This window comes from Oceanisphaera sp. IT1-181 (assembly GCF_033807535.1).
In the GTDB taxonomy this organism is placed as follows: domain Bacteria; phylum Pseudomonadota; class Gammaproteobacteria; order Enterobacterales; family Aeromonadaceae; genus Oceanimonas.
In genome coordinates this window covers 383,459-401,289 of the sequence record NZ_CP136856.1, presented here as the reverse complement: position 1 = coordinate 401,289, position 17,831 = coordinate 383,459, and the positions used below count along the sequence as shown (strand labels likewise).

Sequence of the window (17,831 nt, the reverse complement as noted above, 5' to 3'; positions counted from 1 at the left end):
GGATCCATGTCAAGAAAAACAAATCAGGAAATTAGGTGCGGAATGTCGGTTCAACCACTACTATTTCTGAGTATTGCTCTACTGCCAGCTCGCTTTGGTCTTGGTCAATTATTTGAATGTTATCTAAGTGCAGCACTCGCTGTTCACGGGGCTTAATCCGTACTGATTTATGCTCGGCTGTGCCTAACTTAGCCTGTTCTAAACTTGAGACTTTCATGTCGGCCACTAGTGGCGCTAAGCCGAGCAAGACTAAACGCATTTCAATAGCTTGGATTAGTTCCGCGTTATAACCATATTCTACGTCACTGTTGGCTAACGGAACGACGGAATGCAGCAGTAAGTCTTGCGCTTCGCACCAAGCTAATATACTCAGATCCGCTCCCTTAAGCTTTCGTATTACACGACTTTTATACTGCAGCTTACTACTTAGTAAGTGCAGTAGCTTACGTTCACGAGGGGTCAAATCACGGTTCATGCTGCTTGATACCTCACTTCTATATCTTCAATGATCTGTAAGTGGTTAAACCGACTTTCTTGTCGCTCTGCACGCGTTAAGCTAAATAACTGTTGCTCGTGGCGCGGCAAGGTATTGTATTCGGCTAGCACTTGAAACAGCCAGACTTCTGGCGACCATTGCAGCTGCTGTTCGACTAAAAAGACCAAAGCCGAGGGTGGCTGTATTGCTTCACACACATGAATAAAATAGCGCATGGCATCTTCTTTTAGCTGTTGCTGTCGTGCCTCTACTACTTGCTGCTGCGCTGATATATTCACAGCGGCAGCGGTCACACTCACTACCTCTGTTTTGGCTTTAATAGCTAGTTCGCGATACAAGGTATGTACCAAATTTACCAATTCGGGTTGCTGCTCGGGTTTATCTAGCGCCACTGCCGCCGCAGGCACAATAGGCGCTGCATAATTCACTAAAGTGGGCACCTGGCTACGATAAGAGTAATCGCCCACCATAAAGCTGGGGTGTTCACGTAAGAAGCCGACCATATTCAATACTAGCAAGCTTCGTTCTTGCTGCTCGCGAAAACGGGTCATTAGTTCCACTAAGCGCTTTTGCACTTCCAGCAAGCTTCCTTGGTGCGCACTCATTTGTTGCTGTAATCGCGTCACCAAAATTTTTCGCAGTGCCGGATTGTTGGCGGCCAGTTCAATCAACTCATCAAAATCAATTAACGACAAGCCATCGATTAACCGATTTATTTGCTGCTGGGCTCGGTTATTTTCACGGATCTTGTCGCTTAAGTTATTAACAAAACCAAAGTTGCTGTTAAGCCGGTGCCACAAACTAAAAATTGCCTCCTCAAATTGAGAAGTTAAATCATACACCGCCTCGTCTATGCGCAACATTTGGCTATCTACTCGCAGGCTGTCGCCTGTACGCTGTGCTTCCCGTAACCCTTCAACGAAGCTATGAATGCTCATCAGCTTATCGGCGATATCGGCATGAATAGCACGGCGGCTTTCATCGGTCACCAAGGCGGCCACCAACTGGGTTACTGGGTGGCGCAACTTTAAAGCTTGGCTATCGTCGGGTTGGTATAACACTCGCGCACTAATAAGCCGCCGCAAGGTGCGTTCACTTACTGTGCTCGGATCTATACCACCAGCTAAATAGCCTTGCATCAGTAGCTTGGCGTTATCGCCAATCAGCTTTAAGCGCTCAGTGCCCACTTCGAACAAGTTACTGACATGATGTTTGTTGTCATTAAATTTGGCCATTACAACAGCTCCGTTTGCCGAGGGCTGTCATCGAGCGGGATGTTTTCTTCGTCTCTAATAAAACGCACTAGATCGAGTAAATAATCTATTTTTCCAGTGACCGTAAAGTATAAACGGTGACCATGGGGTTGAATAAGATAACCGTGCTCTACTAAGCGTCGGGCAATTTGTTTGGCTTGTGCATCAACCGAGTCTGCACTTGAGCCAAAAAATTTATCATTGGCAAGATCTTGTAAACGCTGACGCAAACTGGGGTTATCTTCAGTTTTTACAATGAGCTCTTGCAGTTTTAAAGTATCGTCGGCGCTTAATACAGCATCACTGCCCATGGCCTCTTGCACATAAGCAAGCCATTCAAGCAGGGGCAATAAGGAACTCATCACCACCGCCAGCTGTTGCTTTAAATGCGCTCGTGCAGGGTCGTCGATATCACGATAGGCCAAAAAATACACGCTGTGATCATGGTTTGCAGCCAACCGTCGATTCAATGGTTTTAAGTACTCATCAATGCGCTCACGCACTTCGTCGTCCTGTAACTTAGCAAATAGCTCTTCGTAGGTAATGGCGCACACAAACTGGCCAGCTAACATGGTTTCCAGTAACGGACCCAGCAACATCATGCTTGTACCTCCTGCGCCTTAGCACTGAGCTGCAGTTCTTGTAGCTTCTTTGATAGTTCAGAAACTCGGGGTTTAATACGCTTTAGTTGCCCTTTATTGGGCTGATCTAGGTGCGGCTCTATTAAATATCTATGCTTAAACAACAGCAGCACCTCTGACTCGGCGTTAGGAAAGGCGCCTAAAATATTGATGTTATTATGGTCGCAGGCATCAAATAGCTTTTCAACGTTGTGGTATGCCAAGGTACCAATTTCATCAATCGGCCAATGAATTGTTACGCCAGCCGCCTCAGGCCTTAGTAAGCGGGTAAAGGCCAATAAAAATTTACATAAGATCAAGTAGGCCATGCCATTACTCGATGAGTCGGTTAGCTGGCGGTCGTTACGGATCACCACCGACTCGCCGTTTTCAATTAAATTAAGCTGCAGCTTTAACAAAGACTCAATACTGTACTCTTGATTGGCTTTAAGTAATTCGGCCACATCACTGACACGCTCTAAATACTCGCTGGATGGAATAAGATCACCAGAGCTTTGCCATTGTCGATAATAATAAGTCATTTCTTTTAACGGTTGCCAAAAGCCCAGTTCATCAATGGTTGAGCTGATTTTAACTTCCGCTTTATCAATGCCATCCAGAATTAATTCATCGCCTACCGCTTGGGTTAAACGGCGACTATAGTCACTCACTCGCTTATGAATATCGTTAAACACGGTAAAGAACTTAAATAAGGCATCACCTATGGTTCTGCCCTGCTCAAGGGTTTGCTGTTGCTTAGCTTCTAGTACGCTAATAATGTCGGCTAACGTATTTACTCGGGCTTGCATATCCGGAGCTTCGCCCAGGGCGGGATTTAACTTTGTTCATATTTCAACCAAATATAATATTTTGGGTGATATTCACCCGACCAGCATACTAACCCATGATTAAAGAAGGATCATTAGCTTCTATATTCGTATGAAAACCATACAATTAAACCTTGCAAAATGTGTGAGATCTCACCCTGGAGCTTCGCCTAATTGGGAGAAAGCATCTTCCATAAAGCGCACAAATTGTAAATCAGCATCTTTGCGAATATCCGCCTCTAATGCGTTCACTCCGTCTTCTAACCGCTTAGCCAGTTTTTGTTGCTCGTCAAGCAACTGATGGGCTCGGGCTATTTGTTCGCTAACATCGCCCCGCTCAAGTCCCGCCATGGTTTCTGGTGACGGCAACCGCCCGGCATTTGGCAAACCTGCCATGCGCGACACTACGGCCTGTAAACTTTGCACGCGCTTTTCGACTTTCTCTAATTGTGCCGTTAACTCAATAAGCTGGGTACGGTTTACTTGTTGTTTAGCGTTATATTCTGTCTCATGCTGCACTAAGGCCGCGGTTGCTGTACGCAATTGCTGTTGTGCCAACTGCTCGGTGTGCAACCAAGTGGGCCGCAAGCCCAGCCAAGTGACGTTCATAAACTGCTGATAAGTACTAAAGGCGTCCCCTTGGTTACTAATATCCCGGATACCCTGCTGTAAGCTGGCGATTTGCAGCTTAAGCTGGCGTAGCCTTTGGTCATCTACGCCCTGCTCCGCCAACTTGGCGCTAAACGCCTGTTCCAGCTCTTTGTTTCGCTCTTTATAACTGACGTCTAAGCGAGAACTTTCCTTATTTAAGTCATCAATGGCCTCTTGCAGCATTTGCTGGCGCTCTTGAAAATCTGCGGTTTGCTCTATTGCCCGCGCGGCTTGCTCGGCTTCAAGTTCAGCTAAGGCGGTGTGCTGTTGTTGCTTTAGCTGCTCTAACTGCAGCTGTAATTGTTGAATACGCTGTTGAATGGTTTTTTTACGTGCTTGATCCAACTGCTTATGTTCATGAGTTAAGCGCTGTTTATGATCTCGGGCAAACTCCACATCACGCACCAGACTGCGTTCTTGTAACTGTGCCGCATCCAGTGCTTGTTGCTGACCTTTGGCCTGCTCTACGGCTTTTGTTAAGGCTTTTTCGGTATCGCTAAGCTGCACCTTTTGGCGCTGCCACTGGGCACTGGCTTGCTCAAGCTGCTCACGCACTCGCTCTTCGGTAAGGGCATAATCTGGCAGCTCAATGGCGTGTAAGTCTAGCTGTACGCCAAATACTGAGTGGAGTGCAGGATTGGCCGGCAAGACAGCTTCACGCAATTGCGGCGCTAAGTCGGTGCGTTGCAACAAGGGCTCGGCTAGCACCCGACCAAAGCTATGCTGCCAGTGCTCTATATGTTGTGATAAAAACTGCTGTAAGCTCCCAGAAACTGGCTCTAAACGCTGACCCAACTGTTCAAGATGCAGTTCTCCTTGCGCTACGGCGCTACGTGCTGCTTGTTCATGCTGAGCGCTTTTTTCGCGCAGACTAAGAGCCTCAGTGAGAGCATGTTGCTGTTTACTCACCAACTTTGCTTGGTCGTCCAGCTGTGCTTGGGTTTTTTCTAAGCGCAGATCCGCTAGGTTGCGCTGCTCAAGCTCGTCGACATTCAGCATCGACCATTCAACTTGAGCTTGCTTTGCCGCCCGCTCATTTTGAAGCGGGGTCAGCCGAGCTTCGTACTGGCTGTGCAGCGCAGTTTGTTGGTGTAACCCAGCTTGGCTTAGGGCCTTAGTGGCTTCTAATTCATCTTGATGAAGTCGCTGCTGCTGTGCGGTGTGATCTTTGATACTTTCCTGGATCTTAGCGTTTGCCTGCTGTAGCTGCTGCGCGAGTTGCAATTGGTGTGCTTGTAATTCTTGCACGACACCTTGGTGCGCGGCTGTCATTAGCTGATAATGCTGCTCAAGGCCTTGTAGCTCGTTACGGCGCTCGGGCAATTGTATTAATTCGCGGCCAATGCGCTCCATATCCGCATCGCGGTAGGCATCGTATTGAATTTGCGCGTCTGCCAGTTGTCGTTGACTTTTATCTAGATCCGTAGCTGCATCATTTTTCTGTTCGCGCAACCTACTGCGAGCTTGTTCATAGCTGCTACCAGCCTCACTGATTGCCCGTTTTAGCGCTTGAAGGCCAGCTTCTGTATCTGCTTTGTGTTGTCGCTGTTGGCTAAAGCTGGTGTCTACCAAGTCTTTTAAATGCCAAAGCAGGGCTAAGTTTTCTATACGCTCGGCACTTACCCGTTCAATATCTGTCAACGATTGCTGCAGTTTATCCATCTTCATAAACTGCTTAAGATCTCGCAACCAGCTACGGATTTTGTCGCCGGTCATGGTGTTAGTCGGATGCTGATAGCCATCTTCTTCCAGAATGGCCGCCAACATACTCTTTAGTGTGCTCATTTTGCCTTCTTTGGCATGTACCGCTGACACTAGCTTTTCCATATGGCGTAAATTGTGTTTATCGTCAGCCAAGCCATAGCGCGCAGCCAATTGGCGAAGTCTTAAATTTTCACTACGGCTGCTTCGATCGTTTTTAATATCATTAAGAATAATATTACGATATTCGGTAGTACTGGACATTTTAGCCGTTATATCAATACCGAGGGACCGCATTGCTTGTGTCCAGTCGCGGTATTCACGGGCTACGACTCCGTCTTTTTTTTCTAGCAAATAATGTTCAGGCTGATACGGCGCATCCACGAAGCGATAATCAATGCCATCGACACGCTTAGTGAGTACTACCTGAGCTGCACCATGCTGGGGTCGCTGGTATTCATAAATCACATAGCTGTTTTTATGGGGCAGATAATATTTATCGAAACTTAACCGGGTGCGCGGCACCACTTTATTAGGCTGCTCTCCATAAAATACAGGGATCATTCGCTGCAAAGTCGTTTTACCAGAGGCATTATCGCCGCAAATATTGGTATGACCATCTAACTCTAATTCTACCACTCCAGGCATATGTCCATGGATCATAATAACTTTCAGTAATTTCGCCATTTGCATCCTAAGGTATCCTTTTTAATTAGGGCCTGACTTTTTTAGAAAAATAGAGTTAGTGCGCGCCAACGTTCGTATTATTTAGCTAATCACTATAGTTGTCCGGACACAAGTAATAAACAAGTGGCAGCGACCAGTTATAAACACGCATAAAAAAAGCCGCTACTTAGGTAGCGGCTTTTTGCTCTGTGCAGTATTAATTCATCGACAATGGCTTACTTGGCCAGCAGCTCTTGGCGCACGATCTCGGCGCCGGCACTTAAGGCGTGTAGCTTGCCTCTTGCTACAGCACGAGACAAAGGTGCCATGCCGCAGTTGGTAGAAGGATACAGCTTATCCGCATCCACAAACTGCAGGGCGCGGCGCAGGGTAGCGGCCACTTCTTCTGGGGTTTCAATAACATTGGTGGCCACATCAATGGCGCCCAGCATTATCTTTTTACCACGGATCAGCTCTAACAGTTCGATAGGCACATGAGAGTTTTGACATTCCAATGAGATAATATCGATGTTAGATTTTTGCAGTCTTGGGAACACTTCTTCGTACTGGCGCCACTCTGAGCCCAGCGTCTTTTTCCAATCGGTATTGGCTTTAATGCCGTAGCCATAGCAAATATGCACGGCAGTTTCGCACTTAAGACCTTCTATGGCTCTTTCTAACGCGGCAATGCCCCAGTCGTTCACTTCATCAAAAAACACGTTAAATGAAGGCTCATCAAACTGGATAATATCCACACCCGCCGCTTCTAACTCTTTGGCTTCTTGGTTGAGGATGGCAGCAAACTCCCAGGCTAGCTCTTCGCGACTTTTATAATAATCGTCATAAAGGGTATCTATCATGGTCATGGGGCCGGGCAGCGCCCACTTGATCGGTTGCTTGGTTTGCTGGCGTAAGAACTTAGCGTCTTCCACAAACACCGGCTTTTGGCGGCTCACCGGACCCACTACCATAGGCACGCTGGCCTCGTAGCGGTCACGAATTTTTACGGTTTTGCGCTGCTCAAAATCCACGCCATTCAAGTGTTCAATAAAAGTCGTCACAAAGTGCTGACGGGTTTGCTCGCCGTCACTGACAATATCAATGCCGGCGTGCTGCTGCTCTTGCAGCCACACGCGCAGTGCATCTTGCTTGCCTTCAACTAACTCTTCACCTTCTAGTCGCCAAGGTGACCAAATTTTTTCCGGCTCTGCCAACCATAAAGGTTTAGGTAAACTGCCTGCCGTTGATGTAGGTAATAATTTTTTCATAATAAGTACCGTTTATATTTTCGTTAATTATAAAGACCGAACTTAAGAAGCGTAGCTAGCGGACCATTCTTCAAGAATCGCTTGATAGGGCTTGATGAAGTTTTCTTCCGTAAACTTCCCTTGAGCCACTGCTAACTGATTACGCTCTGCTCGATCATAAACAATTTGCGTTGATGAAAAATCTAAATTATTTAAATTTGGCTGATAGATTTTTCCAGCGGTAGCGTTCGCATTATAAATTTCTGGGCGGTAAATTCGTTGGAACGATTCCATGGTGCTGATTGTGCCTATCAGCTCAAGATTGCTGTAATCGTTTAACAAGTCACCAAAGAAATAGAACGCCAACGGTGCAGCACAATGAGGCGGCATAAAGTAGCGCACTTCAAAGCCCATCTTCTTAAAGTAGGTTTCAGTTAACGATGACTCATTAGGCTGATATTCAACACCTAAGGTAGGATGCTGATTTTCAGTCTGATGATAGGTCTTATTATCTGAAACACTGAGGCAGATTACCGGCAGTTTCTTAAAGTTTTGCTGGTAAGTATCTGAGCTCAAAAAGTATTGGAAGAGTTTGCCATGCAGATCACCAAAGTCCTCTGGAATACTAAATTTAGCTTGGCCTTTATTATGATCCAACAGCAAAACGCTAAAGTCATAATCTCGCACATAAGAGGAAAAGTTATTGCCTACAATGCCTGCAATACGTTGCTTGGTGATGTGATCAACAATATAGGTCTGCAAGATTTCAATGCTAGGAAAGGCAATCTCATTGCCCTGTACCTTCATATCAACGGAAATGATTTCCAGCTCTACAGAGTAACGATCGGCCTTGGGGTTATCCCAGTGTGCTAGGGCGTTGAAACGATTGTTGATCATCGCTAAGGTGTTGCGCAAATTTTGTTGACGACTCTCGCCTCTGGCCAAGTTGGCAAAGTTAGTAGTAATGCGCGAGTTGTCTGAAGGAAGATAATTTTCGTCGAAATTAATGCTGTTGATAGCGAAGCTAAAGTCGTTGCTCATGATGTTTGGTATCCCTTTTCCGGCAATAAAACCTGAAGGTGTGCTGGCTGTTGCTGGGCTTACCGATTGCTCTGGCCAGTAGTCTGCACAGTCTGTTTTGGTTTATAGCTAATTAATAATCCACTGTAATGCTCTTGGCAGTCTGGATGTCTAGAGCTGCGAATAGCTATATTTATACGCGGATGGTGGCATGAACAAAAGTGATATTATTTCATCAATGCATGAGTAAACGTCATGAGTAACGCCAATCTATGCTCTCTTAGGCAAACGGTATGTCACCTTCACAGCTTGGAGTCGCTTGCAGATGCAGCTGTATCTGCACGAGAGCGATGTCGATGGCGCCGCCAATAAAGCGAAAACCGCCCCTTCGCGGCCATGATGTGGATGGTAGTATTACTATCGGATAGCCCCTTCATCTATCCGTAAGGTCAATGAACCACGATTGCAGAAGTGTGTGAGTTGCAAGGAAAACTGAGTTATTACCTAACATCCTGAGCCTGAGCAATGAAATCGCTTAGGTAATTAATCTGCTCTTCGCCTTTTCGTATCCCCACAAAAATCTGTTTTTTAACTCCCTGTTTACCGAGCCGGAGACTTTTAATGGCCATGGTTTTAGCGAATTCATCCACCAACCAACCCGGCAAGGCACACACACCTCTACCGGCTGCCACCATTTGTAACATTATTTCCGTGGTTTCGATGGTCTTGTGTTTTTTGACGGTGCACTTAGCAGGATTTAAAAAATGACTGTAAATATCCAACCGCTCAGGCTCTACCGGATAGCTAAATAACACCTCTTCACTTAGCTGCTCGGGCATGATGGAGTCTTGCATGGCAAGGGGGTGAGATGATGCAACGACCAGCCTATGTTCATAGTCAAATACCGGTATAAACGTCAAATTAGGTTTATATAAGGGATCAGGTGTGACCAGAATATCTATCTCGTAGCTATGGAGAGCACCCAGACCGCCGAACTGAAATTCCTGCTTCACGTCAATGTCCACGTTTGGCCATTTATCAAGATAAGGTTCAATCACTCTTAACAACCATTGATAGCAAGGGTGGCATTCCATGCCGATGCGCAGTGAACCCATTTCGCCTTTCACTATCTGACTCAATAGCAGCTCAGTGTGTTTAAATTGCGGCAATACCCGACTGGCCAGCGTTAATATTTGTTCACCTGCATGAGTAAGACGTAAGCTTCTGCCTTCTTTTTGCCAAACAGGAGTTTTTATCTGGCCTTCTAATTTTTTGATGCTGTGGCTCAATGCAGACTGAGACAAGTTTAGCGACTCAGCCGCTTGGGTTAACGTTCCTTGCTCTTTTATTGCTGCCAGTACTTCAAGGTGAAACCGCTCTAACATCACATAACTCCTGTCTTTTGCTCTTAATACCATGAATATAATTCATGGGTTATTGCAAATCCATTATTACTTTCATTGTTAAAGCCTGATTGAAAATTGGTTAAAATACCATCACCCTTGCCAAGATATCTACCCTGTCCTCTGCACTAGGGATAACGTCACAGATTAAGAAAAATAGTAGATCGAACAGGGAATAGTCGATTTTAGCGTTATTACGTCGGGTTTTCAGCTCACCAAAGTACTCAGAAAAGGCATCAACGTTCATTGTTGTCCGACAAAAGGGAGTATCAGATCACAATGTAATCTGTGGATCAAACAAAGCGACATTGTTTAAAAAACGTTCGTTACCTCACCCTAAAGGGGAGTTCTGGGCTTGCCAGCGCTGCCCTTAACAGGCTTGTCACCCCACAGACTCGGGATTGTCATAGTTAAGCGTCATGGTTGCTGCAGTTGTGCACTTGTTATCAAACATTTATTAAACTGCGGAGTTACCATGATTAATGCCCCCTTATCTCGTACCTTGCTGGCCGCCACCATCGCAGGCGTCCTTGCCACTATAAGCATGACGGCCAGCGCTAATTTATCTTCGCGCTTCACTGATACCAATGGCGACTTGGTGGCGGATGTACCCACTGATGAGTCGCAGTGGATCAACCCTAGCACCTTAGTCTTTTCTTATACGCCAGTAGAAGACCCTGCCGTATATGGCGAGGTATGGGCTGATTTTCTCAAGCATATGGAGTCGGTCACCGGTAAGCGGGTGCAGTTTTTCCCAGTGCAGTCTAATGCTGCCCAACTGGAGGCGATGCGCGCAGGACGTCTTCATGTAGCGGGCTTTAACACAGGCTCTAACCCTATTGCAGTGAACTGCGCCGGCTTTGTACCCTTCACTATGATGGCCGCTGCCGATGACAGTTTTGGCTACGAGATGGAGATTATCACCTACCCTGGCAGTGGCATTAAGGAGATGTCTGACTTAGCAGGGCGCAGTATGGCTTTCACGTCGCCCACGTCTAACTCTGGCTTTAAAGCCCCCTCTGCCTTGCTAAAGAGTGAGTTTGGTTTAGTAGCTGAAAAAGACTTTGATACGGCTTTTTCCGGTTCCCATGACAACTCTATCTTGGGGGTTATCAATCAAGATTATGAAACGGCGGCTATCGCCAACTCTGTATCCAAGCGCATGCTCGCGCGTGACGTGATCAGTGCCGATGACTACCAAATACTCTACACCTCCCAAACCTTCCCCACTACTGGCTACGGGCACGTCTACAACCTGCACCCAGATCTTGCCAAAAAAGTGCAAGAGGCCTTTTTTAGCTATAACTGGGAAGGCAGCGCCTTAAAAGAGGAATTCGCCAACTCTGGTGAGTCGAAATTTATCCCGATGAACTTTAAGGAGCACTGGGCGGTGATCCGTAGCATAGATGAAGCGAACGACGTGACTTACCAATGTGACTAAGCCCGATAACGCTGACCGGATACTGTTATCGAGTCCCATTTGTCTCACATTTAAATAAAGGAAGTAACGCTGTGCTGACTCTATCTCAGGTTAATAAGCGCTATCCCACGGGTGATCATGCCTTGGTAGGAATAGATCTCAATTTACCTCCGGGCCAAGTGATGGCGCTGATTGGTCCTTCTGGAGCAGGTAAGAGTACCCTGATCCGCTGCGTTAATCGTTTGGTAGAACCCTCGAGTGGCAGCATTCGTCTAGAGGGCACTGAGTTAACCCACCTATCGGGTGGGAACCTGCGTAGAGCACGTCGCGCCATGGGGATGATTTTCCAGGAATATGCTTTGGTGGAGCGCCTAACGGTAATGGAAAATGTGCTCTCGGGGCGGCTTGGTTATGTGGGTTTCTGGCGCAGTTTTTTACGCCGTTATGCTCAAAAAGATATCACCGAAGCCTTTCGATTATTGGAGCGGGTTGGTTTATCCCATGCCATGGACAAACGTGCCGACGCCCTTTCTGGTGGTCAGCGCCAACGAGTCGGTATTGCTCGGGCACTGATCCAGCAACCTAACTTATTACTGGTAGATGAACCGACCGCAAGCCTTGATCCTAAAACATCACGGCTGATCATGCGCCTGATCCGCGAGCTCTGTAACGAGCGTAAGCTGGCGGCCATTATTAATATCCACGACGTCGCTTTAGCTCAGCAATTTGCTGACCGTATCGTCGGGCTGCGCGCCGGTAAAATTGTGTTCGATGGCACTCCTCAAGAGCTTGATGCACAGGCGCTCACCACTATTTATGGGGAGGAGGAGTGGGATAGCCGATTAAATGCACAGGTGGGAGAGAAACGAACCGCAAATCAGCAGGTCTTGCGGCCGTTATCTTTCACCACAGGCGAAGCTATATGAATCGTCAGCAGCTAGCAGAACGGGGGCACTGGCGGCGGTTGCCGATAATCAAGAGTGCTAAATTACGCTGGGGATTAACATTGGGTCTCGCGGCTTATGTGGTCCTTGCCCTGTCAACGGTCGATGTTAATTGGGCCCGGGTCATTGAAGGTGCGAGTCGCGGTCTTAACTTTTTGGCGGCATTTGCGCAACCGGACTTCGTCAGTCGCTCCAGCGACATTTACGAAGGTATTCTCGAGAGTTTGTCCATGACGTTCACCGCCACCGTCATTGGCGTGGCAATGGCCGTGCCAATTGGGCTGGGCGCTGCGCGTAATATCTCACCGTGGCCGGTTTACTATCTCTGCCGCAGTATTATTACGGTGTCACGCACCTTCCAAGAGATCATTATCGCGATTCTATTTGTGGTGATGTTCGGCTTTGGCCCCTTGGCGGGGATGCTAACGCTCGCCTTTGCCACCATTGGCTTTATAGCGAAACTGCTGGCTGAGGATATTGAAGATCTTGACTGGCGCCAAGTGGAAGCGATACGCGCCACTGGGGCAAGCTGGTGGCAAACCATCAATCAAGCCGTGCAACCACAAGTGATGCCGCGCTTAATTGGGCTCTCTATGTATCGTCTGGATATTAACTTTCGCGAATCTGCAATCATCGGCATTGTTGGAGCTGGCGGCATTGGCGCTACCCTCAACACCTCCATCAGCCGTTATGAATACGATACCTCGGCCGCTATCTTACTCATCATCATTGCGTTTGTGCTGCTGTCTGAGTACGGCTCGAGCTATGTGCGTCGCTGGACCCAATGAATAGGATATCGTTATGTTTGTAGATAACTCCAAGCAAAGTGTACCGACTTGGCGCCTGCGCACTACTCGTGCCCAATGGCTGACCTATTTAGCTTGGCTGGCGGGTGCCTGTCTTTTTTTGCTGTGCTGGAAACAGATTTCTGACAACACCATGTGGGTGTTTGTAGAGGATGCGGGTAAACAAGGTGTCGATCTGGTTGGCCGTATGCTGCCACCCGAATGGAGCTATGCACAGCATCTCTGGAAACCGATGTGGGACACGCTTAATATCGCCACCCTAGGGACTGCACTGGGAGTAGCGATGGCTTTTCCAGTGGCTTTTTTAGCTGCCCGCAACACCAGCCCACATCCTTTAATTCGCAGTGGCGCACTGGTTATTATTGTGGCCTCACGTTCTATCAACTCATTAATTTGGGCCATGCTGCTGGTGACTATGCTTGGGCCGGGTGTGTTGGCGGGTATTATTGCCATCGCCCTGCGCTCCATTGGTTTTGTAGGCAAACTGCTTTATGAAGCCATCGAAGAGATAAACCCGGCACCGGTAGAGGCGATTAATGCCACCGGCGCCAGCCAAGCACAAGTAATGAGCTATGGCGTATTACCCCAAGTGATGCCTGCCTTTGCTGGGATCAGTGTTTACCGTTGGGACATCAACATCCGTGAGTCCACCGTGCTGGGGATGGTCGGGGCTGGCGGCATCGGCCTACAACTTAATGCAGCTATCAATAGCCTAGCGTGGAGTCAGGTGAGTGTGATTTTTGTGATGATACTGGCCACAGTACTGGTTTCAGAATGGGTTTCTGCTCGAATACGCCACGCCACTATTTAAACCTGAAAACAGCCTTCTGTATTTATCAGTCTGAGTAGCCGCTCGCTTGATCAGTAGAGCGGCACTAAAAATAAAGCGAATAAAAAATTAAAACTAACGCGAGTAAATATTACGTCATCCGATGATGGCTGGGAGGGCCTCCATATTTTACCTCTCCCTCTTCTCTGCTACTTTTAACGACTTTTTCGAATGTATATAGGCAGAAAGCCGTCGTTCGCACGCCCCCCTAGCTACGAAATCTCCCCCCTCGATAAGCCTCTATAAATTTTTGGCATTATTTATGCGAATATCAAGCTAAGCACCAAAACAGTGCAAATCACGCACCTAATCAGTGGCATTGCCGAACGCGCTCAGTTCTGGCCTATTTTGTACGCGTCATCCCTATCGGTGCGCTGGTTTATCCCTTTTTTGAAGGCATAATAACTTCGGCTTACAAGATTGGTTAAGCACAACCTTTGGCGCAGACTGTCACGACTTTGCCGGCTCGGTCGTCGTCAGTAGCGTAGGCGGCTGGATTGCCCTAGTGGCCATCTTGCTACTCGGCGTACGTAAAGGCCGTTATCGTAACGCTAAACGGGTGGTTTTATTTAGCTCTATAACCGAGACTCTATCAACCATAACCAGTAGCAAAGTCGCAAACAATGCTCATATGAGGCCGTTTTAAAAATGTTTGTATAATGGTACTCTTAGATAACAAATTAACAGCATCATTAAGTGCAAAAATAAACAATTTGAGGAAAGGTAAAAAAATGAAAATTGTAATCTTAGAATCTCTAGGTATTAGCGATGATGAGTTCAATATAATATCACAACCTTTAACTGATAGTGGCCATGAGTTAGTTGTATATAACGATGGTAAATTAGATGATGAGACTATTAAAGTCAGAATCAAAGATGCAGAGGTTTTAGTGCTCGCTAATACGGCACTGAGTGGTGAAGTTCTCGATGCAGCAGAAAAATTAAAATATATTTCAATAGCCTTCACGGGTTATAACCATATCGACTTAGAAAAGTGTAAAGAGAAAGGAATTAAAGTATCAAATGCCGCAGGGTATAGTACAAACTCTGTAGCAGAGCTTACTTTTGGGCTAATAACTGCACTATTACGTAATATTGTACCTTTAGACGCTGTAACTAGAGAGGGAGGCACAAAAAATGGCTACCGACAGATTGATTTAAATGGTAAAACCTTAGGCTTATTAGGTACTGGAGACATAGGTAGCGCAGTCGCTAAATTAGGTTTGGCTTATGGCTGTAACGTTATTTCTTATAACAGAAGCGTAAACCAAGAGCTGATAGACAAAGGTGTGCAATATAAGTCGCTAGATGAAGTTTTAGAGACCAGTGACATTGTCAGCCTTCATATACCACTCACAGATGAAACCAAAAACTTAATTGATAAAGATAAACTAGCATTGATGAAAACTAGTTCATTCTTAATCAACACCGCCATTGGACCGGTTGTTGATCATGATGCGTTGGCAGAAGCACTGCACAATGGGACCATAGCTGGTGCTGGTTTAGATAGAGTGGAGATGGAACCCCCAGTTCCTACAGATTATCCTATCCTATCGGCTCCCAATACTGTGCTTGTTCCGCACATTGGGTTTGCCACAGAGGAAGCCATGGTAAGAAGAGCCAGAATTACATTTAACAACATTGTTAAATGGGAACAAGGCGAACAAGAAAATATCGTTATTTAAAAAATCTCAAAACAAACCTATCGCCACGGTAGGTTTGTTTTATTTATTGGAAGAAAAGGCGTTGTTTCCTAAATCAGAGCCGAAGTAGCCACTCTCACTAGCCTTTGCGTTTTTAACTGAAAGGCTGACGAACCGGCATTCCCAGTCCTATGGCTTTGTTCATGGCCTTTACTCCGGCTAATATTTCTCCAACTTGACCGTTGTATTTACGCAGGCTCAGGTCGGACTAAGCAGCTGTTTATATCGAGACATGGCGGTCTCTGATAGTGAACGCTGATGGTAATCAGATCGTGTTTTCCACTCAGCCAAGTTACCCGATTTAAGTGCAGCAACGGCTTCATTTCTGGGGTGGCCTTCTTCCCAATACCGGGCATTTTTACGCGGTGGGAGATAGCCGTACTGCCTTTGTTGAGCAGTAATTGGTGGCAGCGTTGAGTGTAATAAGCTGACACTTGGTATATCCGGCGTCGAAGTGGGTGAGTAACGTTGCGATGCTGGCAACCCTGCTAGGCGGCGCTGGTAATTCACCAACATAACATCGCGCACAGAAGTTCACAGTGAACTGACCACTATCAACGAAAACATCCCCTCGATAAGCCCCTATAAATTTTTGGCATTATTTATGCAACCCTCTCCTTGCGATGCGCTTGATAAAGGCTAGGCGCCTGCATGGCGGGGAGAATATTCCGCTTTTATCCTTCTCAAACCACGGCTAGCAGGTGTTGAGTGCTACTTGGCCAACTCGCCCAAGCACCATTTTGAACAGCGACTATCAAGCTAAGCACCAAAACAGTGCAAATTACGCACCTAATGAAGGCATAAAAGGAGAACGCATTCATGGACAGCATCAGTAATGCCATAGATACCTTGGCACAAAGTGCCAACACGCTGTTTTTATTAATGGGCTCGGTCATGGTGTTTGCCATGCACGCCGGTTTTGCCTTTTTGGAAGTCGGCACAGTTCGCCATAAAAATCAGGTGAATGCCTTGGCTAAAATCATGACCGATTTTGGCTTTTCCGCCCTCGCCTACTTTTTTGTTGGCTACTGGGTAGCCTATGATGTCACCTTTTTTCGAGACGCCGAAACGCTGGCAGCTGGACAGGGCTACGAGCTGGTTAAATTCTTCTTCTTAATGACTTTTGCCGCCGCTATTCCTGCCATTGTCTCCGGTGGTATTGCCGAGCGCGCTAAGTTCTGGCCTATTTTGTGCGCTTCGTCCTTGTCGGTGGCGCTGGTTTATCCCTTTTTTGAAGGCATAGCTTGGAACAATAACTTTGGCTTGCAAGACTGGTTAACTGCGACTTTTGGCGCCGCTTTTCACGACTTTGCCGGCTCGGTCGTCGTCCATAGCGTAGGCGGCTGGATTGCCCTAGTGGCCATCTTGCTGCTGGGCGTACGTAAGGGCCGTTATCGTAACGGTAAGCTGGTGGCCTTTCCGCCCTCTAACATTCCTTTTTTGGCGTTAGGCGCTTGGATTTTGTCCATCGGCTGGTTCGGCTTTAACGTAATGTCGGCTCAGACACTGGACGGTATTTCCGGTCTGGTCGCACTCAACTCCATGATGGCCATGGTTGGCGGTATTATCGCCGCCCTGCTGCTGGGTAAAAATGACCCCGGCTTTATACATAACGGCCCTCTGGCCGGTTTGGTGGCCGTGTGTGCAGGTTCCGATCTTATGCATCCGATTGGCGCACTTGTGGTCGGCATGATCGCCGGTGTTTTGTTCGTCTGGATGTTTACCTTGCAACAAAACAAATGGCAAATTGACGATGTGCTGGGTGTGTGGCCGCTACACGGCATCTGTGGCGCTTGGGGTGGTATTGCTGCGGGTATATTTGGTCAGCAAGCCTTAGGCGGCATGGGTGGCGTGAGCTTTTTCTCGCAATTGTTCGGTACACTGGCAGGAATTACGATAGCCATTTGCGGCGGCCTGCTGATCTACGGCAGCATCAAGTTATTAGTCGGGATCCGCTTAACGGATGAACAAGAGTTTAACGGTGCCGACCTCAGTATTCACAAAATTTCGGCCACCTATAACGATTGATATTTGTGGGTGATTATCTGGCCAGGTGCCATCAGCCAAACTGGCGGTGGCACCTGGCACTCATCAAGGGCCTTAGAGCTGCAATCATGAGAGAAAATACCGATTAAGACTGACTTCACCTAGCATAATCATGAAGCCCCCAGTTCAAGCGAGGGAGGCCCAACAAATACAGAAGGGCTAGCAGATAACATCTGCTAGCCCTTTTCGTGTGTGCCGC

At 47.1% G+C, this 17,831-nt stretch carries 16 protein-coding genes and 1 pseudogene; 7 read left to right on the top strand and 10 right to left on the bottom strand.

Features of this window, described 5'->3' with window-relative positions; translation table 11 throughout:
• Positions 1 to 31 precede the first annotated feature (31 nt).
• The 9 genes from R0134_RS01860 to R0134_RS01820 all read right to left on the bottom strand — a co-directional run bounded on the left by R0134_RS01860 (position 32) and on the right by R0134_RS01820 (position 10,131).
• Entirely contained in the window at positions 32 to 475 is a 444-nt protein-coding gene (locus tag R0134_RS01860; RefSeq protein WP_319783216.1) for a hypothetical protein, read from the bottom strand.
• A complete protein-coding gene (locus tag R0134_RS01855; protein WP_319783215.1) occupies positions 472 to 1,731 on the bottom strand; it encodes a hypothetical protein in 1,260 nt (419 codons plus the stop codon). Before R0134_RS01855 ends, R0134_RS01860 begins: the two co-directional genes overlap by 4 nt.
• The gene (locus R0134_RS01850; protein WP_319783214.1) at positions 1,731 to 2,351 is read right to left on the bottom strand and encodes a hypothetical protein; all 621 of its coding nucleotides are present in this window, start codon (positions 2,349 to 2,351) and stop codon (positions 1,731 to 1,733) included. The genes R0134_RS01855 and R0134_RS01850 overlap by 1 nt, the downstream gene beginning before the upstream one ends.
• Complete coding sequence (locus R0134_RS01845) at positions 2,348 to 3,178, bottom strand: ATP-binding protein (RefSeq protein ID WP_319783213.1); 831 nt, start codon at positions 3,176 to 3,178, stop codon at positions 2,348 to 2,350. Before R0134_RS01845 ends, R0134_RS01850 begins: the two co-directional genes overlap by 4 nt.
• Positions 3,179 to 3,349: 171 nt before the next feature.
• The gene (locus tag R0134_RS01840; RefSeq protein ID WP_319783212.1) at positions 3,350 to 6,235 is read right to left on the bottom strand and encodes an ATP-binding protein; all 2,886 of its coding nucleotides are present in this window, start codon (positions 6,233 to 6,235) and stop codon (positions 3,350 to 3,352) included.
• A gap of 215 nt (positions 6,236 to 6,450) precedes the next feature.
• The gene (locus tag R0134_RS01835; protein WP_319783211.1) at positions 6,451 to 7,482 is read right to left on the bottom strand and encodes a methionine synthase; all 1,032 of its coding nucleotides are present in this window, start codon (positions 7,480 to 7,482) and stop codon (positions 6,451 to 6,453) included.
• Positions 7,483 to 7,524: 42 nt separating this feature from the next.
• Complete coding sequence (locus R0134_RS01830; protein WP_319783210.1) at positions 7,525 to 8,502, bottom strand: DUF1852 domain-containing protein; 978 nt, start codon at positions 8,500 to 8,502, stop codon at positions 7,525 to 7,527.
• Positions 8,503 to 8,981: 479 nt separating this feature from the next.
• Positions 8,982 to 9,866, bottom strand: a complete 885-nt coding sequence (locus tag R0134_RS01825) for a LysR family transcriptional regulator (protein ID WP_319783209.1) — start codon at positions 9,864 to 9,866, stop codon at positions 8,982 to 8,984.
• A 100-nt stretch (positions 9,867 to 9,966) separates the two neighbouring features.
• Positions 9,967 to 10,131 (bottom strand): hypothetical protein, encoded by a 165-nt coding sequence (locus tag R0134_RS01820; protein ID WP_319783208.1) that lies wholly within the window; start codon positions 10,129 to 10,131, stop codon positions 9,967 to 9,969.
• A 228-nt stretch (positions 10,132 to 10,359) separates the two neighbouring features.
• On the opposite strand from R0134_RS01820, the gene phnD reads away from it, so the two are divergent.
• The 6 genes from phnD (at position 10,360) to R0134_RS01790 (ending at position 15,568) form a co-directional block, all read left to right on the top strand.
• Complete coding sequence (phnD, locus tag R0134_RS01815) at positions 10,360 to 11,325, top strand: phosphate/phosphite/phosphonate ABC transporter substrate-binding protein (protein ID WP_319783207.1); 966 nt, start codon at positions 10,360 to 10,362, stop codon at positions 11,323 to 11,325.
• A gap of 71 nt (positions 11,326 to 11,396) precedes the next feature.
• The gene (phnC, locus tag R0134_RS01810) at positions 11,397 to 12,230 is read left to right on the top strand and encodes a phosphonate ABC transporter ATP-binding protein (RefSeq protein WP_319783206.1); all 834 of its coding nucleotides are present in this window, start codon (positions 11,397 to 11,399) and stop codon (positions 12,228 to 12,230) included.
• A complete protein-coding gene (gene phnE, locus R0134_RS01805) occupies positions 12,227 to 13,036 on the top strand; it encodes a phosphonate ABC transporter, permease protein PhnE (RefSeq protein ID WP_319783205.1) in 810 nt (269 codons plus the stop codon). The genes phnC and phnE (R0134_RS01805) overlap by 4 nt, the downstream gene beginning before the upstream one ends.
• Positions 13,037 to 13,049: 13 nt before the next feature.
• Positions 13,050 to 13,865 (top strand): phosphonate ABC transporter, permease protein PhnE, encoded by an 816-nt coding sequence (phnE, locus tag R0134_RS01800; protein WP_319783204.1) that lies wholly within the window; start codon positions 13,050 to 13,052, stop codon positions 13,863 to 13,865.
• Between the two features lie 514 nt (positions 13,866 to 14,379).
• Positions 14,380 to 14,529 carry a hypothetical protein gene (locus R0134_RS01795; protein WP_413641443.1) on the top strand — a complete coding sequence of 50 codons (150 nt, stop codon included), beginning with the start codon at positions 14,380 to 14,382 and terminating at the stop codon, positions 14,527 to 14,529.
• A gap of 85 nt (positions 14,530 to 14,614) precedes the next feature.
• The gene (locus R0134_RS01790) at positions 14,615 to 15,568 is read left to right on the top strand and encodes an NAD(P)-dependent oxidoreductase (RefSeq protein ID WP_319783203.1); all 954 of its coding nucleotides are present in this window, start codon (positions 14,615 to 14,617) and stop codon (positions 15,566 to 15,568) included.
• A 112-nt stretch (positions 15,569 to 15,680) separates the two neighbouring features.
• Here R0134_RS01790 and R0134_RS01785 read toward each other — a convergent pair.
• A pseudogene (locus R0134_RS01785) lies at positions 15,681 to 16,047 on the bottom strand (transposase); the annotation flags it as partial.
• Positions 16,048 to 16,405: 358 nt separating this feature from the next.
• Between R0134_RS01785 and R0134_RS01780 the strand changes: the two are divergent.
• The gene (locus tag R0134_RS01780; RefSeq protein ID WP_319783202.1) at positions 16,406 to 17,614 is read left to right on the top strand and encodes an ammonium transporter; all 1,209 of its coding nucleotides are present in this window, start codon (positions 16,406 to 16,408) and stop codon (positions 17,612 to 17,614) included.
• The last annotated feature ends 217 nt before the right edge of the window (positions 17,615 to 17,831 follow it).